We start from the raw sequence: 19,812 nt of genomic DNA on the forward strand, positions 1-19,812 counted from the left end.
GAAGGAAAAGGAGAATCAAGCCGATCATGAATACGGTACACACTGAGACTTTCGACTATGTGGTGATCGGCGCCGGATCGTCTGGTGCCACGCTCGCTACGCGATTGGCCGAGCGCAACGCAGGGACGGTCCTGTTGCTCGAAGCCGGCGCCCCTCGCGATCGGGACTTCTGGGTGAAGGTTCCGATCGGTGTCGCCAAGCTTTTGCAGAACGACAAATACGTTTGGCAGTTTTCCACCGAGCCGCAGAAAGATCTGGCCGACCAGAAGGTCTATTGGCCGCGCGGACGCATGCCCGGCGGATCGAGCTCGGTCAACGGCATGATCTATGTGCGCGGTGAGCCGGCGGAATTCGATCACTGGGCCGAACTCGGCAATCGAGGGTGGGACTATGCGTCGCTGCTGCCTTACTTCAGGCGGCTCGAGGCGGTCGCGTTCGGCGAGGACGCTTACCGTGGCAGAAGCGGACCGATTCAGGTGTCGTCGGTGGCTCAGGTCAGCCCGAACCCGCTCAGTGATGGGTTCATCAGCGCATGCCGGAGCGCTGGCATCCCCGCTACCGAGGACTACAACGGCGCATCCTATGAAGGCGTCAGCTACCTGCAACTGTCGACCGGCAGCGGCAGACGTTGCAGCACGGCAGCGGGCTATCTGCGTGGTCGCCCGCATCGAAACCTGCACCTCGTCACCGAGGCGCTTGCCACGCATTTGTTGTTCGACGGCAAACGGACGACAGGCGTCGAATACACGCAGGGCGGGCAGACACGTCGCGCCCTCGCAAGGCGCGAGGTGATCGTCAGTGCTGGCCCGATCAAGTCGCCGCAATTGCTGGAACTATCCGGCATCGGCGACGCGGAACGGCTCCGCGCTCTGGGAATTGCGGTTCAACAGCATTTGCCCGGTGTCGGAGAGAACCTGATCGATCACTTGCAGTCACGCCTTACCTATGCGTGCACGCAGCCGGTTACGTTGAACGAGATCATGCACAGCCGCTGGCGCCAGGGCCGGATGGGACTTGCTTACCTGCTGACCCGCCGCGGAATCATGGGAACGCCGTCCGTTTCCGCCCATGCGCTTGCGCGTTCGGGACCTCATGATGCCCGGCCGAGCGCGAAGATTCAGATCGGCCACCTCAGCGGCGCCGATCGGTACGCCGGCAAGGGATTCGGACTCGATTCCTTCCCGGGCTTCAATGTCGGCTTTTTCCAGCTACGCCCTGAATCCCGCGGGCATTTGCACGTGCGCAGCCGGAATCCGCTGGATGCGCCCGTCATCGAGCCACGTTACCTGAGCAACGAGGCGGACAAGCGGGTCATGCTGGAAGCGTTGCGGATGTCGCGCGAAATCGTCAGGCAGCCCGGCATGGCGGAGTTCGTCGCGCGGGAAACGCGCCCGGGAATCGATGTCCAGGATGACGACGCGCTACTGCAGTACATCCGTCAGTCTGGTCAGACGAGCTGGCATCCAATCGGCACCTGCAAGATGGGCACGGACGCAATGGCCGTGGTCGATCCAGAATTGAGAGTCAGGGGCGTCATCGGTTTGCGCGTCGTCGATTCCTCGGTGATGCCGACGATGTGCTCGCCTAATACCAATGCTGCGTCGATCATGATCGGTGAAAAGGCCGCTGATCTCGTGATGGCAGCACATAGATCGGGAGCAGTCTGATCCCGGTAAGCATGCAATGCGCTGAAGCCCGTCACACGTCGAACTGCCCGATACGCGTGGCGTTCAGACGGGGCGACCTGACGATTGACATTCCATTCACATCGTAACTGATGCTGCGAGCCACAGCCGCCACCAAGGCCGGCGGGCCGCCCACGGAGGAGACACCATGGATCGGAAAAATGACCGCCCAATCGGGAGGTGGACGTATTGTGCGGTTGTGCTAGGTGCTGCACTGGGCATGTTCGCCGGCTTGACGCCGTCGTTTCATGCGGCTGGAGGTATTTTCGCGCGAGCAGTGGGAGGAGAGTTCGGATGGGGTCGTTCGATGGCGTCCCTGTCGTACTCTGCTTCGATGATGGGGCTCACCGTCGGCAGTCCGCTGGTTGGCATGCTGATGGATCGATTCGGCGTGCGTCGGGTGGTGGCATCGCTCGGCGTTGCCTACGGTTTCGCCGTCATCTGCATGGCCTTGCAGAATGGCGACAAGATGCTTTGGGTCGGGCTGTCCGCTTTGGTCGGCATCTTTGGGGCCGCGGTCTCGGTTGTCGGCTATCTTGCCGTACTGCCGCAGTGGTTCGACCGTCGCCTCGGGCTGGCACTTGCGTTGGCCATGTGCGGTCTCGGCATCGGTACGACGCTGATGCCTTCACTCGCGCAAATGCTGGTATCGGAATTCGGTTGGCGAGCCGCCTACGTCGCGCTTGGGGCCGGCTCGATTCCGCTCACGCTGCTGGCATGCCTGCTGATCAGGGAGCGTAGACGCGCGCCGCGCGGCTTGCGGCGGGTTGATGTCGAACCTGCGGACGGTCTGTCGCTCGTCCAGGCGGCGAAGACTTATCGACTGTGGGCGATCTGGCTGATTTTTCTGGTCGGGTCCTCGTGCACGCTGGCCCTGGTCCCGCACCTGCCGACCATGCTCGCCGATCGCGGCTTCAGCCCGGCCGATGCCGCACGCGGTGCGTCGATGCTCGGAACCGGCTTGCTCGCGGGGCGCCTTCTGACCGGTCTGATGCTCGACCGTATGCATGCGCCGTTCGTCACTTGCGTGTTCTTCGTGTCCGGCGCGATTGGTCTTCTCATGCTGCGTGGTTCGCACGAACTTCCGACGCTGATGATGGCGGCGGCCCTGGTCGGACTGACGATCGGTGCGGAGGGCGATCTGATCTCGTACCTGGTGCGCTCCTATTTCGGTCTGCGTTCGTTCGGGACGCTATACGGCATCTGCTTCTGCGGGTATGGCCTTGGTGCTGTGGTCGGCCCGGTGGCGATCGGCCGCTACTTCGACCGGCACGGCAACTACGATTTGCCGCTCCTGATCTTGCCGTGCATCTTGCTGGTTGCGTGTGTGCTGACTCTTACGCTTGGGCGTTATCGGCGTGCAGGACAACCCGCTACGGGCGAGGTCGCGAGTTCCCTTTCGAAAGCCTGATCACGGTCTTGCCTGCTTGCACCGCGCTCGGCGTGCCGTCCAGCTCATGATTGACGAAGTATGCGAGTTGCCCATGGATCATCCCTTACGAGCCACGCTGGCCGACGAGCTTCACGCACGGCCATTTCTGCGGATCAGTGGGTCGGTGTCATTGACGCATATAGCGGTCTATGCCGACGGCGAAGCGACGATTCACGAAGCGCTTTTAAGGCACCTGTGCCGGCTCACCGGCATTGCCGAGCCCATTGCCGATACCAAGCACTATTCGTTCCGGTGGAGCGACGACAAGCAGCTGAAATGGGAACGACACACCGAGTTCTCGACCTTTACCTTCGTCGCCCGCCGGGATGATACCGATTACTTCTCGGACCTTGCGACGGAACACGTGCCGTCTGCGTGGTTCGAAGCAATCAAGGGGAAGCAATTCGTCGCCGTCAGGACCGAACTGGTGTCGGGCGAGGCCGCCGTTTACGCGTCCGACAATGCAAACAGATGGATCGATGGGTCTGGGATGGTGGGTAGTCATGTGCTCGGAAGCGCGCAGGTGTTTTGCGACTGGACCATCAAGAGCGACGGGTTTTCACGCTTCCTGGTGATCGACAAAGGCTTGCGTGAAGTTCAGAGCGGACGGCTCCTTCAACGTCTCTACGAAATAGAGACCTACAGGATGATGGCCTTGCTCGCGTTGCCGGTCGCTCGCGATATGAGCATGGCGCTGGACGAACTCCAGTTTTCACTCGTGCCGATCATGAGAACCATGGATCAGAGCGAAAGGGGATACCGCGATTCGGAACTTTTGGTGAGCCTGACGCATCTCGCTGTGCGAGTCGAGACGCTCGCCGGGTCGGCGCCACGCTTTAGCGCGTCGCGGGCCTATGAGGGTCTCGTGCAAGCCCGCATTCATGAGTTGCGGGAGGAACGGATAGAGGGTATGCCGACGATCGCCGAGTTCATGGAACGCCGTTTCGGCCCGGCGATGCAAACGTGCAACGCGGTCTGGACCCGGCAGGAGCAGTTCGCGGCGCGTGTTGCGAGGGTGGTCGCGCTGCTGCGCACGCGCGTCAATGTCGCGCAGGAGGAGGATACGACGCGGCTTCTCGAAGGCATGAATCAGACGGCACGCAGTCAGCTAAGGCTCCAGCACGCGGTCGAGGGGCTGTCGGTCGCAGCTGTTTCATACTATGTGCTGTCGCTCGCGGGTGCGGCGCTCAAGTCACTCCACGCGGCCGCGCTGCCGCTCGATCCCGAACTGGTCGAAGGGCTGTTGATCGTCCCGGTCGTATTGTCGGTGTTGATGGTCACGAGGCATAAGAAGCGCGGCGATCGAAAGCCCATGGCCGTGGGTCGCCAGGTTTCGGAATGACGCCATGAGCTTCCCGTCGTTCGCCGACGCAAAGCGACGAGCTTCATTTCGGAAGGTGGATGAAGCTGACGCAAGCGCCCCACCTGCGCCGGAACACGCGTTGCATTGTGACCGCCCAGAATGCGACAATGAATCGCAAGCCCGAAAGCCTTTGTCCAATGCGCGAGGACACAGAATGGACGGTGCAATCAACGAAAGCCGCATTGGATACCTGTACGAAGCCGTACGGCGCGGCACGGTACGGGCGGCTGCCGAGCATCTCGACCTGGCGCCCTCGGCCGTCAGCAGGCAGATCGCCTTGCTGGAACAGGAACTCGCGATGCAGCTGGTGGAGCGAGACAAGCGTGGCGTCAAGGCCACCGAGGCCGGTGCGCTGCTCGTCGAGTATTTTCGCCAGCAGCGTTCCAATCAGGCTGATCTCGTGTCGAAGCTTCAGGAAATCAGGGGGCTGCGTCGAGGACTGGTTACCGTCGTCATGGGTGAAGGGTTTGCCTCCACCATGGTCGATGGGCCGATCAAGCAGTTCTGCGAGACCTATCCGGACATTTCAATCACGCTGGATCTGTGCAGCACCAACGAGGTGATGCGCCGGGTGTCGGAGGATGAAGCGGATGTCGGTTTGGTGTTCAACCCGACGCCGGACGCCCGAATCGTGACCCGCGTGAAGTCGCGCCAGCCGATGCATGCGATCGTTTCCCCGACGTTTTCTCTGGTGGGAAAAGTCGAGTCGGTCACGCTTCACGATCTTCTTTCATATCCGGTCGCGTTGACACACCCGGAGCATGGCACGCGGCGGTTGGTCGATGCGGCGATGCTGGTCGACAAGGTCCGGCTTACGCCAGTGATCACGACGAATTCGGTCGCCGTTCTCAAGCTGTTCGCAAAGAGCAATCTCGGCTTCACCTTTCTCACGCCGATTTCCATTGCACCCGAAATCGCCGCCGGTGAGTTAGTGGCCTTGCCAGTGGAGAACCGCTTGCTTCAGAGTCCTGAGGCTCATCTGATCACGCGTGCTGGGCGGCAGCTTTCCCCTGCCGCCAATCGATTGGTTCAGCGACTAAGTTCGCACATTTGAGAAGGCGGATAGCTGAAAACCGCCACCGCCCGTTGGCTTGTTCAACACAAGCGGGGTGATGGCGGTTTTGCGGGCAGCTTCGCCTGTGTCGGTATGCGAGCAGACAAGCGCTAGTTCGTCGCAAACTATGCGAGCCGGCGTCCCTTCGTTTCATGGACCATCGCAAGACCGATGAGCGATATCAATCCACAGCCGATCACATAGTAAGCGGGGGCGTTGGCGTCCTTCGTCAAATGGATCAGCAAGGTCGAGAAGAATTGCGAGAAGCTCCCGAAGATCACGACGGCAACGTAATAGCTGACCGACAATCCCGTTGCGCGCAGCCGCTGCGGCAGCACTTCGCTGACCAGCACCAGGGTCGAGGCGGAAGTCATGGCCATTGGTACGGCAAGGCAGCCGGCGACGATCAGCAGGCAAGTCAGAGAGTGCAGATTATTCAGCGCGTAAAACGCCGGATAGATCATCGCCAGCATCGCGACGCGCGACCACCACACGACCTTTCTACGGCCGATGCGATCGCTGAGCCAGCCGGCGAACGGTGAGAGCAGGGTGAGCGCCACCGAGCCCACGAAGCCCGCCCAGATCGATTGCGAAAGCGGCAGATGAAGCTGGATCGCGCCGTAGTTGGGAAGATAGAAAACAACGATATGCACGGCCGATGCCAGTCCAATCATCAGCAGCACACTGGCGAGCAGCTCCCGTCGGTGTTCTTTCACGAGGCGGCGGTGCGAGATCGCATCGCTTTCGCCCCACTTGGTCGGAACCAGAGTCTCGTCCAGACGTGACCGGATCATCACGCTGAGCGGAATCACCAGAATGCCGATCACGAACGAGACGCGCCACCCCCAGGATGACAGCGCGGACTGCGGCAGGAAATTGGTCAACGAAAGGGCGACGAGCGCCGCGAAGATCGCCGCGAGCCCCTGGCTGAACGGCTGCCAGCTCGTATAGAACCCACGTGACTTATCGTCGGCGTATTCGAGCAGCATCGCGCTGGCCGGTCCCATCTCGCCGCCAATCGCAAAGCCCTGAAGCAGACGTGCAATCGTCATGATGACCGGCGCGGCCAGACCGATCTGGGCGTAGGTTGGTGCCAGCACTAGCATCGTGGCGCTCAACGCCATCAGCCACAGGGTAAGCACCACGGCAGGCTTGCGGCCGACGCGGTCGGCGTAGGCGCCGATCACCAATCCGCCGATCGGTCGCATCAGATAGCCGACGCCGAAGGCGGCAAAAGAGAACAGTAACTGGCCGAGAGGGTCGGTCAGTGGAAAGTATTGTGGGCCGATCAGCGTGGCAAAGAAGTTGTAGACGACCGAGTCGTAGAGTTCGAGGCCGCTGCCAACCGTTATTGCACCAATGGCCCACGGTTTCGACAACGGTTTGCCGGATGAGACGGCTGAAGTCATCGACGGCGAAGACGTGCTGATGACGGAACGATGATGAGGCATGGTGTCTCCTGGGTTTTTGTCAGGTGTCAGCCAGCATCTGTGTGATGGCTGAAGGGACCGGCGAAGCCGCGTCCCAGCGGGCCGCGGCCCGATGAGCGCATCAGGCCGCGGCAGGTTGCTTCACTCAATTGGCGCTTTGTTCGAGCGCGACGGACGTTCGTTGCGGAGCGCGTTCGCCATCGCGCCACTGGCGCATCAAAGCTGCCCAGCGAACCCGTGCGGCATCGAGGTTGCGGGCCTTGACGTGGCCGTAACCGCGGATGATCTCGGGAAGGGCCGCGATCTCCAGCGCCAGTTCGAGCTTGTCCTCCGAAAGCGTCCGCAGAAGTTCCTCGATACAGGCGCGGTATTCGCCGATCAGCGCACGTTCGGTGCGTCGTTCGGCGCTGTATCCGAACGGGTCGACGACGGTTCCGCGCAAGCCCCTGAACGCTGCCACGCCGCGGAACGCGCTACGAACCCAGGGTCCGAAGGCTCGCTTGACATGCTCGCCCTTCGCATTGCGCTTCGACAGGAGCGGGGGTGCGAGGTGATGCACGAGCTTGTAGTCGCCCTCGAACATCTCCGCGACCTTGATCGTGAATGCCGCGTCGGTATGCAGGCGCGCCACCTCGTACTCGTCCTTGTAGGCCATCAGTTTGAACAGGTAACGCGCGACGGTTCTGCTGAGCCGATCGCTGCCAAAGCGGCTCTCGGCCTCCTGCACTCTTGCGACGAACGCTTCGTAACGAGCGGCATAAGCGCGGCTCTGATAGCCGACCAGAAACGCCGATCGCTTCTCGATGAACTCGGCGAGCGACGGCTTCTTCGCGAACTGAATCACCTGGGCGTCAGCGGAGCGCACCGGCACCCTGTTGAGGTCGTGCGCGCAATGACGGCCCCACTCGAAGGCAGCCTTGTTGCTTTCGACCTGCACGCCATTGAGCTCGATCGCACGCATCAGCGCGGCCCGCGTAAGCGGCACTTGGCCCTTCTGCCACGCGTAGCCCAGCAGCATCAGGTTCGAGTAGATCGACTGGCCGAGCAGTTGCGTGGCCATGCGCTCGGCGTCGAAAACGCCGACTTGACCAGGGCCTGCCCCGTTCAGGATTGCCGCGATGGACTGGTCGGTGCCGGCTTGCCAGTCGGGATTGCGCACGAAAGCCGCGGTTGGCGTCACGTGGCTATTGAGCACGACATAAGTGCGCCCCGGATGCATGGTGGACAGGGTGAATTTGTTCGCGCCCACCACAGTGTCGCAAGCCAGCACGAGATCGGCCGAAGCGGTATCGACCCGCGTCGCGTGCAGGGCATTGTCGTCACTCGTGATCTGGATGTGGCTCCAGGTGGCGCCGCCCATCTGCGCCATGCCGGTTGCATCCTGCGTGGTCACGTACTTGCCTTCGAGGTGCGCCGCCATGCCGAGCACCTGGCCGATCGTGACGATGCCCGTACCGCCCACGCCGGCCACCAGGATGCGCCGCGCGATGGCAGCGTCGGGCAGCGTCGGCTCGGGCAGGGCCGGCATCTCGGTGAGCTTCGCGCTGCGCGCTGCCGCGGGCTTCTTGAGCTGACCGCCTTCGACCGTGACGAAGCTCGGGCAGAAACCCTTGACGCAGGAAAAGTCCTTGTTGCACGTGTTCTGATTGATCTGGCGTTTGCGGCCGAACTCGGTCTCGAGCGGTTGAACGGCGACGCAGTTGCTTTCGACCGAACAATCACCGCAGCCTTCGCACACGAGCTCGTTGATGATCACCCGCTTTTCCGGATCGGGCATCGTGCCGCGTTTGCGTTCGCGACGCTTCTTGGTGGCGCAGACCTGGTCGTAGATGATCGCGGTGGCGCCCTCGAGCTCGCGCAGCTCGCGCTGCACGTCATCGAGCGCATCGCGATGGCGTACCGTGACGCCGGGCGCGAGATCCGTCACGCCCGCGTACTTCTCCGGCTCATCGGTTACCACTACGGTGCGCTTCACGCCCTCAGCGGCAAGCTCGCGGGTCATGCCAGGCACGTCGAGCTGACCGTCGACCGGCTGGCCGCCCGTCATCGCCACGGCGCTATTGAACAGGATCTTGTAGGTGATGTTGACCCCGGCATTGACCGACTGTCGGATGGCGAGCAGCCCGGAGTGGTTATACGTGCCGTCGCCCAGATTGGCGAACATGTGGGAGCGCTTGCTGAACGGCGCCTGTCCCATCCAGGACACGCCTTCGCCGCCCATCTGGGACCAGGACGTGGTCGAGCGGTCCATCCACACCGCCATGCCGTGACAACCGATCCCGGCGGTGGCGAGCGATCCCTCCGGAACTCGCGTGCTGGTGTTGTGCGGGCAGCCGGGGCAGAACCATGGCAGGCGGTCCGCGCCGCCGCTCGCGCCTTCGGCGGCGGTACGTTCGGCCGCGTCGATCTGCGCGAGGCGCTGGTCCATGCGGGCGACCACGTCCGCTGGCACGCCGAGCTTCTTCAGGCGCCCCGCGATCGCCCTGGCGACCATCGCGGGCGTGAGATCGGCCTTCGCGCGCAGCAGCCAGTCGTCGCCCGGCCTGCTGTGGCTCCATTCGCCGCCGGTGTCCTCACCGTCGGCGCGACCGTACTTGCCGAGCACGACAGGCCGTGTATCCGGGTTGCAGTGATAAAGCTCGTCCTTCAACTGCTGTTCGATCAGTGAGCGCTTTTCCTCGACGACGAGGATTTCACGCAGGCCGCGCGCGAACTCGCGCACACCCTGAGGCTCGAGCGGCCATACCACGCTGACCTTGTGCAGCCGGATGCCGAGCTCGCGGCACAGCTCTTCGGTGAGCCCAAGGTCGATCAGCGCCTGGCGCGTGTCGTTGTAGGCCTTGCCGCTCGCGATGATGCCGAGCCGATCATTCGGACCTTCGATGACGTTGTGGTTGAGCCGGTTCGCGCGGATATAGGCGAGCGCGGCCGGCCACTTGTACTCCATCATCCGGGCTTCCTGGGTGAGCGGGTCGTCCGGCCAGCGGATGTGCAGGCCGCCTTGGGGCACCGCGAAGTCTTCAGGCAGCAGGATGCCCACCCGGTCGACAGCAGTCAGCACCGACGAGCCAGACTCGACCACTTCCTGCACGGTCTTCATGCCCGCCCACAAGCCGCTGAAGCGGCTCATCGCGAAGGCATGCACGCCGAGGTCCAGGATGTCCTGCACGTTCGCGGGAAAGAACACCGGCAGTCCGGCAGCGATGAACGTGTGGTCACTCTGATGCGCGAGCGTGCTGCTCTTGGAGACGTGGTCGTCTCCGGCTAGCGCGATCACGCCACCGAGGGGCGCGGTGCCCGCGAGGTTGGCGTGCTTGAGCGCGTCGCCGCTGCGGTCCACACCGGGGCCTTTGCCGTACCAGATGCCGAACACGCCATCGTATTTTTTGCTCGCCGGGTCGAACTCGAGCTGCTGCGAGCCCCAAACCGCCGTGACGCCGAGTTCTTCGTTGACGCCTGGTTTGAACACGACATGGTTGTTCGCAAGGTGCTTCTTGGCCTGCCACAGCGCCTGGTCATAGGTGCCGAGCGGTGAGCCCCGGTAGCCGGAGATGAACGCGGCGGTATTGTGGCCGCCTTGCGCATCGCGTGCGCGCTGCACGAGCGGCAGGCGCACGAGCGCCTGGACGCCGCTCATGAAGGCACGCCCGGAATCCAGCGCGTACTTGTCGTCGAGCGTGACGGCCTCCATGGCCTCACGGTTTGCTTCTGAGAGTGGGGCATTCATTGCTGTTACTCGTCAATTGATGTTGTCAGGGGCAGGGCGATTACGCAGGAAAGCGCACGCCAAGCTGCTCGCCAAGTGCGGCCAGTTCGTCGGCGATCGCGGTGGGCAGCGTCATGCCGCGTTCGCGGGCTTCGCGCTCGAGCACGTCGCCACGCGCACCCGGCAGCCGGGCGTCGCCGCCTGCTGTCACGTAGGTCTCGGTCCACTGGCGCATGTACTCGTCGAAGGCCTCACGCCCCGTATAGGATTCGGGACGCACGAGCCAGAGGAACGCGTCCTGCATCGCATCGCCGCGCGGCGAGTTGAGTGAACCCGCGCTAGCGGCGAGGGCGCCCGCCAGGCACTCGACCATCATCGCGATGCCCATGCCCTTGTGTCCGCTCATCGGCATCAGCGAGCCTTCGAGCGCGCACTGCGGATCCGTGGTGGGCCGGCCTTGTGAGTCGAGCGCCCAGCCTTCGGGAATGGACTTGCCTTCGCGGGCGGCGAGCAGAATGTGGCCTCTCGCCGCCACGCTGCAGGCCACGTCGAAGACGATCGGCGCTTGTCCCGGCAAAGGGCAGCCGAAGGAGATCGGGTTGTGTCCGATCGCCGGGCCGCGAAAGCCTTCGAGCGCGAGCGCCGGCGGCGTGTGCTGCCCCATCACGCTGAAGGCGCCTGCTTCGGCGGCCAGCAGCGTGTGGATGCCGAGCGCCCCGAGATGGCCGCACGACTGCATCACGACGAGCACGGAGGCGCTCGTGTTCAGCGCTTCGAGCGCAAGGCGCACGGCGTGAGGGCCGGCAATCTGTCCCATTGCGCCGTCGGCGTTCAGCACGATGCCGCCCGGGAAAGCCCGATGCGACATCGTGGGCTTCGGATTGAACTCCCTGTTCTTCAGCCGGTTCACGTAGGACGAAAGGCGCGTCATGCCATGCGTCTTGTAACCCCGCAGCTCGCTGCGAACGAGGATCGACGCAGCTTCGGCGGCGTGATCCCGTGGTACGCCGCAGGTTTCGAAAATCCGCGCGGTCCAATGCCCGATGGTGTCAGGTGACCAATGCGTACTCATTGCCCGTTCTCCCGCTCGATGACAAGACGCTCCTGAAACGGCCCGGCATAGACGGACTGGTAGTAGAGCGGCCGATTGCGCAGCGTGTAGCCGCGCAATTCCTTGATTAAGCCTGCCTGGCCGGTTGCGATCATCAGTTCTTCAGCGACGGCCGAGGGCAGTTCGCCAAACCGGATCCACTGGTCCACGCGCAAGGTGGGCAGCGAAAGCCGTTGACCCACGAGTTCGCGGAGGTTTTTTTCGAGTGCGGAGCGGTCGAGGCCACCCAGCTCCGCGAAGTCTTCCTCTCGCAGCCAGAATTCGCTGTAGAGGTCGAACCGCCCTCCGACGTTGATCATGCGCTCGATTCGCACGAAGCCGTCGCCGCCCAGAAACTCCGACCACGGCCCCTTGCGTGTCGTGCGCTTGACGGAGCGCGCGTGGACATGGCAAGGCAGATCGTTGCCGTCTGCGCCGCGAAAGCGCAGGTAGCGAACGTCCGCGGGAGCCACGCGCGTGCCCGACACGAAGGTGCCGCGACCCTGCTCGCGCGTGATGAGTCCGGAGTGCGAGAGCTGGGTGAGCGCCTTCTGGATCGTGCCGACGCTTACATGGTGCCGTGCCGCCAGCTCGCCTTCGGAAGGAAGTCGATCACCCTCGCGCAATGACCCCGATTCGATATCGCGGATGATGGCATCCGACACCATGGACAGTTTTGTCATCTTGCTTCAGAGGCTGCGTTCGAAACGGCTGACCGCTGTTTCGCGGACATCGAGCACTTCGCTCGCGAGGCAGGTGCCAGACGCGACGTCCAGCGCGTATTCGTACAGCCGGTCACCGATATCGGAAATCTTCATGGCCTGTTCGAGCACGCCGCTCGCATCGAAATCGATGTTGTCGCGCATCGTCCTGACGGTATTGATGTTTCCGCACACCTTCACCGTCGGTGCAACCATGTTGCCGATCGGATTGCCGACGCCAGTGCCGAAGAACGTCAGCTGACAACCACCCGCGGCAAGCGCTGTGAGGTTTTCGACCGCCGCCGCAGGGGCATCCATGAAGTGCAGACCCTTGCGGCGAGGGGCTTCGCCGTATCGCAGCACGCCGACGAGGGGGCTCGAGCCTGCCTTCGCCATCGCGCCGAGCGCCTTTTCCTCGACCGTCGTCAAGCCGCCTTTCTTGTTGTCGGGCGACGGCTGCGATTCGCGCATATCGACGCCCCGGTCGATCGCGCCTTGCTCCATGTTGCGAACCGCGGAGACGAAGGCCGCCTTGACCGTTTCGTCGATGGCCCGTGCAGCGAACAGATGCTCGGCGCCGATGAACTCCGAGGTCTCCGAAATGATGACCGTGCCGCCCTCAGCGATGATCTGGTCGGCCATCCGGCCGATCGTCGGGTTGCAGCTCAGTCCGGAAGTCGTATCGGACCCACCGCACTCGACGCCCACGACCAGTTCGGAAACAGGACACGGCTCGCGGCGCAAGCGGGATGCGGCAATCGAAAGGCGCATCGCCTTGCGTGTGCCTTCCGCAATGCAGGCGATGGTGCCGTTCGGCTGCAGATGCACCGTTTCGACCGCTTTCCCGGTGGCGCGGATGCGGGACGCCACTTCTTCGGTGGACGATTCTTCCAGTCCCACCAGCAGGACGCTTGCGATATTCGGGTTGCGCCCGAGACCGGCCAGCGATTCATAGGCGAAATCGAGATCCGCGCCGAACTGCCCGCGCACGAACAGCGTCGTGACCGGGATCGTGCCTTCGACCGCCTCACTGATCGTGCGCGTAACGGGATTGCAGTTATCCATGACGGAAATCACCGCGACCCAGTTGCGTACGCCAACGGCGCCATTTTCGCGTCGATAGCCAAGGAATGTTTTCATCACGTAGTTACCTCGTTTTCAGATCACCGCGAGCGCGGGTGGAATCGACGTTATGAACATGGGTGTGCTCGCCAACCCGGAGCGCGCGGCGAGCAGTACCGATGACCTGGCCGTACTTGAGTACCTTGGCGCCTTCCGTAGTCGGTGCGATGCAGACTTTGTGGCCAAAGGGGACGTCCTGCGTCAGGGTCACCTGACCGGTTACTTCTCCCTGCAGGACGCAGGTTTCCCCTTCCTGTCCGGGGTCCAGCAGTGTTGCCACGTTGTCGGTGGCATGAAGCACGATGGCGCGAGGCATTGGTTAAACTCCTATATAGATCTATGAACTAGCGTAGGACCGGTGGATCCAGCGAATCGCGTTTTAAATTGCGCGAATCCGTGGAAACAGAATAGGTCGAGTTCGCGAAGTCCTATATAGGTATTTTCCATGGTCCTATATATAAGTTGTTGACACTCGAAGGGGGCGCGACTATCTTTGACTCAACGAAAGCAATCCGCCGACTGCGTCAACGAGGCGCGAATATTCGTCGGAAAAAAGCGCTAGCGGGTCGCAAAGCGGACCAGACAGAACGAGTTCTTCAAAGGAGACGACGTCGATGAAAGCAGTGCGTGTAATACCGGCCCCGTCGGGCGGCATCGTGGAGGTGCAAGACATCCCGGTCCCGGTCGTTGGCGCGGGACAGGTTCTGGTCAGGGTGCGCGCGGCCGGCCTGAATCGTGGCGAGATCAATCAGGCTCGCGACCTGCGCTCGGGCAATACGATCACCACGGGCGTCGAATTTGCCGGGGAAGTGGCGGCAGTCGGAGAGGGCGTCAGCGGCTGGCGCGAGGGCGATCGCGTGATGGGACACGGCAAGGGTTGCCAGGCCGAGTACGTGCTCTCTGATCCCCGGGCCTTGATGGCGGTGCCGGAAGGGCTTTCCTGGATCGAAGCGGCGGCTTTCCCGAACGTGTTCATCACCGCGCACGACGCCGTGATCACCAATGGGGAACTGCGCGCAGGCGAGTCGGTGCTGATCAACGGCGCCTCGGGCGGCGTTGCGATGGCGGCGATTCAGATCGCGTCCGTATGGGGTGCCAAGCCCGTGATGGCCCAATCGCGCTCGGCCGCGAAGCTCGATCGGCTGGCCGAATTCGGCGTCGACGTAGGCATCGACTCGTCGCACCAATCACAGCTCGATGTGGTGATGGCCGCCACCGACAAGCGAGGGGTCGATCTGATCATCGACACCGTGGGCGGACCGGTCTTCGAGGCGAACATGCAAAGCCTCGCGGTCAAGGGTCGGCTCGTCAACATCGCCCGACTCGGCTCGGCCACCGCTCAGATCGATCTGAGCCAGCTCTGGCTCAAGCGTTTGAAGCTGATTGGCGTGACCTTCCGCACCCGTACCGAAGAGGAGCGGCTGCAGTGCATCGAGGCATGCGCGCGCGACTTGCTGCCCCATCTCGCAGCGGGCCGCATCGGCCTGCCGATCGATCGCACCTTCGCAATGGATGCGATCGGCGAAGCACATGCCTACATGCTGCTCGATCAACATATCGGCAAGATTGTCCTCACCACAAACTAAACCTCAAGCAGAGGAAAAGGAGATATTCATGGGTATCCAGATCACTCCGCTCACCGGTTCGGTGGGCGCGCGCGTCGAAGGCATCAACCTCAACGAACCGGTCGACGTGACGAACTTCGAAGTGCTGCATCGCGCGTTTCTCGACTACGGTGTGCTCGTATTTCGCGGCCAGCGGCTGCAGCCGTCGGCTCACGTCGAGTTCGCCAAACTCTGGGGCAAGCCTGCGCAAAACAATCCGCTCGATCCGAGCGTGCCGGGCTTTCCGGGACTTATCCAGGTAACCAAGATTCCGAAGGAAACGGCGTCGACCGAGGCGTGGCACTCCGATTCGATCTATACACCGGTGCCGCCGAAGATCTCGATCCTGTCGGCAGTCGTGGTGCCGCACGGCGGCGACACGATGTGGTGCAATCAATACCTTTCGTACGAGCGCCTGTCTCCGACCATGCAGCGCATGCTCGAGGGTCTGCGTGCGCGGTTCACGGGGCTGCGACTGGCCAGAATGCGAGGGATCGACAAGATTCCCGAGGCGGTCCACCCGATCGTGCGCACGCATCCGGAGACGCGCCGCAAGGCCCTCTACGTCGGCCACCGTGAGACCGCCCAGCAGATCGAAGGGATGACCGTCGCCGAAAGCCGCCCGTTGCTCGACTTCCTGTACGAACACTCGACCACGCCGGACAACGTATACCGCCATATGTGGCAGGAAGGCGACGTCGTCATGTGGGACAACCGCTGCACCATGCACTACGCGGTGCACGACTACGGCGAGGCTGAACGCGTGCTCAACCGCATCACGCTCGAGGGCGAAGTGCCGGTCTGACAGGAGCCGATGCAGAACGAATGCGCTTTCGACATCAATTTATTTCGGATGTCGAATGATGAGACGTGCGGCATATCGCGCGCCGTTCCCGGCGCGCGAAGACCGCATCGTCAGGTGAACCACAGAGACTATCGGCGCAGGTAAGCGCAAGGTGAGGTCTGAAATGCAGATTGGAGTGCCCGCCGAGTCGCGGGGTCAAAAATCGCTCGTCGCGGCAACGCCTGAGACGGTCAAGATGCTCGTGTCGCAAGGACGCAGCGTGACCGTCGAGTCGGGTGCCGGTGAATGCGCGCACTACACGGACGACGCATACCGCAAAGCGGGCGCGCAGATCGGGGATGCGGCGGCGGCCTTCGGCGCACAAATCGTGCTGAAAGTCGCATCGCCGACTCAATCCGAACTGTCGCTGATGAAGCGCGGCTCGGTGCTGGCGGGCATGCTCGACCCGTTCAATACCGACAACGCCCGCCGTCTTGCCGACGCGGGACTGACTGCGTTCGCGCTCGAAGCCGCGCCCCGCACGACGCGCGCGCAAAGCCTCGACGTGCTGTCGTCGCAGGCGAACATCGCGGGCTACAAGGCGGTCCTCGTCGCGGCGGAGCACTATCCGCGCTTCATGCCGATGCTGATGACAGCCGCGGGCACGGTGAAAGCCGCGCGGGTGCTGGTGCTCGGTGCAGGCGTCGCGGGACTTCAGGCGATTGCGACGGCCAAGCGCCTCGGCGCGGTCATCGAAGCGTCGGACGTGCGCCCCGCAGTGAAAGAGCAGATCGAATCGCTCGGCGCGAAGTTTCTCAACGTGCCCTACGAGACCGACGAAGAGCGCGAGGCTGCGGCAGGCACGGGCGGCTATGCGCGGCCGATGCCGGCGAGCTGGCTGCAACGCCAGACGGCGCTCGTGCACGAAAAGGCGAAACAGGCCGATATCGTGATCACGACGGCGCTGATTCCCGGGCGCGACGCGCCGACCTTGATCTCGTCCGAAACGGTGCAGGCGATGAAGACGGGCTCCGTCATCGTCGATCTTGCCGCGGGACGCGGGCCAGCCATCGGCGGACATCGAGGCGGCAACTGTCCGCTCACCGAGACCGACAAGGTCGTCGTCACGGAGAACGGCGTGAAGATCGTCGGCTACACGAACCTGGCGGCAATGGTGCCGACCGATGCGTCCTCGCTCTACGCGAGGAACCTTGTCGACTTCCTGAAGCTGATCGTCACGAAAGACGGCACGCTCAATATCGATCTCGCGGACGACATCGTCGCGGCAACCCTGCTCACGCACGAAGGCGTGGTCAAGCGCAACGGATGAGGGGAGCGCAATGGAAGTTATCAATCACACGGTGATCAACCTGATCATCTTCGTGCTGGCGATTTATGTCGGCTACCACGTCGTCTGGAACGTGACGCCGGCGCTGCATACGCCGCTGATGGCAGTCACGAATGCGATCTCCGCGATCGTGATCGTCGGGGCGATGATTGCCGCGGGCCTCACGCTCGGCGGCGCGGGCAAGTTCTTCGGCACGGTCGCCGTCGGGCTCGCCGCGGTGAACGTGTTCGGCGGCTTTCTCGTCACGAGACGCATGCTCGAAATGTTCAGGAAGAAGGAACCGAAGAAACTGGCCACTGGCGGCAAGGAGGCCGTATGACGTCCTTTGATTTCGTGAGCGCGAACGTCGTCACGCTCTTTTATCTGCTCGCGTCTGTCTGCTTCATTCAGGCGTTGAAGGGGCTCTCCAACCCGAAAAGCGCACGCGCCGGCAACGCATTCGGTATGGCTGGCATGGCGATCGCCATTCTGACGACCGTCGCGCTGATCGCGAAACAGGCCGCATCGCTCGGCTCCAACCTTGCTTTGGGACTGGCGCTTCTGTTTGCCGCGTTAGTCATCGGCGGCGCGGTCGGTGCGTTCGTCGCCGCGCGGGTGGAGATGACGAAGATGCCGGAGCTCGTCGCCGCGATGCACTCGCTGATCGGCGTGGCCGCCGTGTGCATCGCGTACGCGGTCGTGTCGGAACCCGCGGCATTCGGACTTGGTGTCCAGGACGCGCCGCATGCGGGCTTCATCCCCTACGGCAACCGGATCGAACTGTTCATCGGCACGTTCGTCGGCGCGATCACGTTCTCGGGTTCGGTGATTGCGTTCGGCAAGCTGTCGGGCAAATACAAATTCCGCCTGTTTCAAGGCGCACCCGTCGTCTATCCGGGCCAGCACCTGATCAATCTCGTGCTCGCGCTGGCGATGATCGGCTTCGGCGTGATGTTCTTCCTCACGCAGTCGTGGCTGCCGTTCATCGTCATGACAGCCATCGCGTTTGCGCTGGGTGTGCTGATCATCATTCCGATCGGAGGCGCAGATATGCCGGTCGTGGTGTCGATGCTGAACTCCTATTCGGGCTGGGCGGCGGCGGGCATCGGCTTTTCGCTGAACAACGCGATGCTGATCATCGCGGGCTCGCTGGTGGGCTCTTCCGGTGCGATTCTGTCGTACATCATGTGCCGCGCGATGAACCGCTCGTTCTTCAACGTGATCCTCGGCGGCTTCGGCGCCGAACCGGGCACGGCGGCGGGCGGCGCGACGGAGCAGCGTCCGGTGAAATCGGGTTCGGCCGATGACGCGTCGTTCATGCTCGGCAATGCGGAATCGGTGGTGATCGTGCCGGGCTACGGGCTGGCCGTGGCGCGCGCGCAGCATGCGCTGAAGGAACTGACCGACAAGCTGGTCGAGAAGGGCATCGAGGTGAAGTACGCGATTCACCCGGTGGCGGGCCGCATGCCGGGCCATATGAACGTGCTGCTCGCCGAAGCCGAAGTGCCGTACGACATGGTCCATGAGATGGAGGACATCAATGGCGAATTCGGCCAGGTCGACGTGGTGCTCGTGCTCGGCGCGAACGACGTGGTGAATCCGGCAGCAAAGAATGACCCGAAGTCGCCGATCGCGGGCATGCCAATCATCGAGGCGTACAAGGCGCGCACGGTGATCGTCAACAAGCGCTCGATGGCGGCCGGCTACGCCGGGCTCGACAACGATCTCTTCTACATGGACAAGACCATGATGGTCTTTGGCGATGCGAAGAAGGTGATCGAGGACATGGTCAAGGCCGCGGCGTGACGGATCGGACGAGGAAAACTCATGGCAGAACTTTATCTCGTGCGTCACGGCCAGGCATCCTTTGGCGCGAGTGACTACGACGTGCTGTCCGAGGTCGGCGAGCGTCAGGGGGTCTGGCTCGGCGAATACTTCGCGCAGCTCGATCTGAACTTCGACCGCGTGATGACGGGCGGCATGCGCCGCCACAGACAGACACTCGACGCAATCTGTCGCGGCATGGGTCGTTCGTTCGGGCCGGTCGAGCAGCATGCCGGCTTGGACGAGTACAACTTTCAGGCGCTCTTCGACGGACTGGATGACTCACATCAGGATTTGAAGGCGTGGCGCGGTGCTTCCCGGCAAGAGTTCTACCGGAGCTTGAAGCGGGTGCTGCAACTGTGGTCGAAGGATTTGATCCGCGGTCCGATTCCGGAGACATGGCGGGAGTTTCAGCACCGCGTCGAAGCGGCGAGGCGTGCGATCCAGCGGAGCCCGGCTGAGCGGGTGCTGGTGGTGACCTCGGGCGGCGTAATGGCGGCCATCGCGCAACAGGCGCTGCAGGCGCCGGCCGACGCCGCGATTGCGCTGAATCTGCAGATCCGCAACAGCAGCTTTTGCAGGTTCTTCTTCAATCGGGATGCGTTTCACCTCGCCAGCTTCAACAGCGATCCGCACCTCGATCGCGCAGACCGGCGCCGCTTCCAGACTTTTGGTTAATTGAGAACAGGA

16 protein-coding genes are annotated in these 19,812 nt (G+C 62.9%); 10 read left to right on the plus strand and 6 right to left on the minus strand.

Annotated features, from left to right (window positions below):
- The first annotated feature begins 26 nt into the window (after positions 1-26).
- The 4 genes from ACLFKU_RS05360 (at position 27) to ACLFKU_RS05375 (ending at position 5,534) form a co-directional block, all read left to right on the plus strand.
- Positions 27-1,667, plus strand: a complete 1,641-nt coding sequence (locus ACLFKU_RS05360; RefSeq protein ID WP_410848406.1) for a GMC family oxidoreductase — start codon at positions 27-29, stop codon at positions 1,665-1,667.
- A 166-nt stretch (positions 1,668-1,833) separates the two neighbouring features.
- On the plus strand, positions 1,834-3,096 hold the full coding sequence (locus ACLFKU_RS05365) for an MFS transporter (RefSeq protein ID WP_368581496.1): 1,263 nt from the start codon (positions 1,834-1,836) through the stop codon (positions 3,094-3,096).
- Positions 3,097-3,169: 73 nt separating this feature from the next.
- Positions 3,170-4,459 (plus strand): DUF3422 family protein, encoded by a 1,290-nt coding sequence (locus tag ACLFKU_RS05370; RefSeq protein WP_410848407.1) that lies wholly within the window; start codon positions 3,170-3,172, stop codon positions 4,457-4,459.
- Positions 4,460-4,634: 175 nt separating this feature from the next.
- The gene (locus ACLFKU_RS05375; RefSeq protein ID WP_368581498.1) at positions 4,635-5,534 is read left to right on the plus strand and encodes a LysR family transcriptional regulator; all 900 of its coding nucleotides are present in this window, start codon (positions 4,635-4,637) and stop codon (positions 5,532-5,534) included.
- Between the two features lie 125 nt (positions 5,535-5,659).
- Here ACLFKU_RS05375 and ACLFKU_RS05380 read toward each other — a convergent pair whose 3' ends face one another.
- The 6 genes from ACLFKU_RS05380 to ACLFKU_RS05405 form a co-directional block, all read right to left on the minus strand.
- Positions 5,660-6,985, minus strand: a complete 1,326-nt coding sequence (locus ACLFKU_RS05380; RefSeq protein WP_410848408.1) for an MFS transporter — start codon at positions 6,983-6,985, stop codon at positions 5,660-5,662.
- A 124-nt stretch (positions 6,986-7,109) separates the two neighbouring features.
- Complete coding sequence (locus ACLFKU_RS05385; protein WP_410848409.1) at positions 7,110-10,691, minus strand: indolepyruvate ferredoxin oxidoreductase family protein; 3,582 nt, start codon at positions 10,689-10,691, stop codon at positions 7,110-7,112.
- Positions 10,692-10,731: 40 nt separating this feature from the next.
- The gene (locus tag ACLFKU_RS05390; protein ID WP_410848410.1) at positions 10,732-11,742 is read right to left on the minus strand and encodes an Ldh family oxidoreductase; all 1,011 of its coding nucleotides are present in this window, start codon (positions 11,740-11,742) and stop codon (positions 10,732-10,734) included.
- On the minus strand, positions 11,739-12,443 hold the full coding sequence (locus ACLFKU_RS05395; protein ID WP_410848411.1) for a GntR family transcriptional regulator: 705 nt from the start codon (positions 12,441-12,443) through the stop codon (positions 11,739-11,741). The genes ACLFKU_RS05390 and ACLFKU_RS05395 overlap by 4 nt, the downstream gene beginning before the upstream one ends.
- Positions 12,444-12,449: 6 nt before the next feature.
- Positions 12,450-13,604 carry a UxaA family hydrolase gene (locus ACLFKU_RS05400; RefSeq protein ID WP_368581502.1) on the minus strand — a complete coding sequence of 385 codons (1,155 nt, stop codon included), beginning with the start codon at positions 13,602-13,604 and terminating at the stop codon, positions 12,450-12,452.
- Between the two features lie 4 nt (positions 13,605-13,608).
- Positions 13,609-13,899, minus strand: coding sequence for a UxaA family hydrolase (locus ACLFKU_RS05405; protein ID WP_368592638.1), 291 nt, complete (start codon positions 13,897-13,899; stop codon positions 13,609-13,611).
- Between the two features lie 298 nt (positions 13,900-14,197).
- On the opposite strand from ACLFKU_RS05405, the gene ACLFKU_RS05410 reads away from it, so the two are divergent.
- From ACLFKU_RS05410 to ACLFKU_RS05435, 6 genes are all read left to right on the plus strand, one after another.
- Complete coding sequence (locus tag ACLFKU_RS05410) at positions 14,198-15,169, plus strand: zinc-binding dehydrogenase (protein WP_410848412.1); 972 nt, start codon at positions 14,198-14,200, stop codon at positions 15,167-15,169.
- A 28-nt stretch (positions 15,170-15,197) separates the two neighbouring features.
- Positions 15,198-15,992, plus strand: a complete 795-nt coding sequence (locus ACLFKU_RS05415) for a TauD/TfdA dioxygenase family protein (RefSeq protein WP_368581505.1) — start codon at positions 15,198-15,200, stop codon at positions 15,990-15,992.
- A gap of 163 nt (positions 15,993-16,155) precedes the next feature.
- Positions 16,156-17,301, plus strand: a complete 1,146-nt coding sequence (locus ACLFKU_RS05420) for a Re/Si-specific NAD(P)(+) transhydrogenase subunit alpha (RefSeq protein WP_410848413.1) — start codon at positions 16,156-16,158, stop codon at positions 17,299-17,301.
- Positions 17,302-17,311: 10 nt separating this feature from the next.
- The gene (locus tag ACLFKU_RS05425; RefSeq protein ID WP_410848414.1) at positions 17,312-17,638 is read left to right on the plus strand and encodes an NAD(P) transhydrogenase subunit alpha; all 327 of its coding nucleotides are present in this window, start codon (positions 17,312-17,314) and stop codon (positions 17,636-17,638) included.
- A gap of 14 nt (positions 17,639-17,652) precedes the next feature.
- A complete protein-coding gene (locus ACLFKU_RS05430) occupies positions 17,653-19,104 on the plus strand; it encodes an NAD(P)(+) transhydrogenase (Re/Si-specific) subunit beta (protein WP_410848504.1) in 1,452 nt (483 codons plus the stop codon).
- Between the two features lie 21 nt (positions 19,105-19,125).
- On the plus strand, positions 19,126-19,800 hold the full coding sequence (locus tag ACLFKU_RS05435) for a histidine phosphatase family protein (protein ID WP_410848415.1): 675 nt from the start codon (positions 19,126-19,128) through the stop codon (positions 19,798-19,800).
- Positions 19,801-19,812: the final 12 nt, after the last annotated feature.

The sequence above is a fragment of the Paraburkholderia sp. EG304 genome, assembly GCF_046543485.1.
Lineage (GTDB): Bacteria > Pseudomonadota > Gammaproteobacteria > Burkholderiales > Burkholderiaceae > Paraburkholderia > Paraburkholderia youngii.

What these genes read in the sequence shown, in the direction of transcription:
- ACLFKU_RS05360 (WP_410848406.1), top strand. Translation starts at nt 27, where the DNA reads ATGAATACGGTACACACTGAGACTTTCGACTATGTGGTGATCGGCGCC.
- ACLFKU_RS05365 (WP_368581496.1), top strand. Translation starts at nt 1,834, where the DNA reads ATGGATCGGAAAAATGACCGCCCAATCGGGAGGTGGACGTATTGTGCG.
- ACLFKU_RS05370 (WP_410848407.1), top strand. Translation starts at nt 3,170, where the DNA reads ATGGATCATCCCTTACGAGCCACGCTGGCCGACGAGCTTCACGCACGG.
- ACLFKU_RS05375 (WP_368581498.1), top strand. Translation starts at nt 4,635, where the DNA reads ATGGACGGTGCAATCAACGAAAGCCGCATTGGATACCTGTACGAAGCC.
- ACLFKU_RS05380 (WP_410848408.1), bottom strand. Translation starts at nt 6,985, where the DNA reads ATGCCTCATCATCGTTCCGTCATCAGCACGTCTTCGCCGTCGATGACT.
- ACLFKU_RS05385 (WP_410848409.1), bottom strand. Translation starts at nt 10,691, where the DNA reads ATGAATGCCCCACTCTCAGAAGCAAACCGTGAGGCCATGGAGGCCGTC.
- ACLFKU_RS05390 (WP_410848410.1), bottom strand. Translation starts at nt 11,742, where the DNA reads ATGAGTACGCATTGGTCACCTGACACCATCGGGCATTGGACCGCGCGG.
- ACLFKU_RS05395 (WP_410848411.1), bottom strand. Translation starts at nt 12,443, where the DNA reads ATGACAAAACTGTCCATGGTGTCGGATGCCATCATCCGCGATATCGAA.
- ACLFKU_RS05405 (WP_368592638.1), bottom strand. Translation starts at nt 13,899, where the DNA reads ATGCCTCGCGCCATCGTGCTTCATGCCACCGACAACGTGGCAACACTG.
- ACLFKU_RS05410 (WP_410848412.1), top strand. Translation starts at nt 14,198, where the DNA reads ATGAAAGCAGTGCGTGTAATACCGGCCCCGTCGGGCGGCATCGTGGAG.
- ACLFKU_RS05415 (WP_368581505.1), top strand. Translation starts at nt 15,198, where the DNA reads ATGGGTATCCAGATCACTCCGCTCACCGGTTCGGTGGGCGCGCGCGTC.
- ACLFKU_RS05420 (WP_410848413.1), top strand. Translation starts at nt 16,156, where the DNA reads ATGCAGATTGGAGTGCCCGCCGAGTCGCGGGGTCAAAAATCGCTCGTC.
- ACLFKU_RS05425 (WP_410848414.1), top strand. Translation starts at nt 17,312, where the DNA reads ATGGAAGTTATCAATCACACGGTGATCAACCTGATCATCTTCGTGCTG.
- ACLFKU_RS05435 (WP_410848415.1), top strand. Translation starts at nt 19,126, where the DNA reads ATGGCAGAACTTTATCTCGTGCGTCACGGCCAGGCATCCTTTGGCGCG.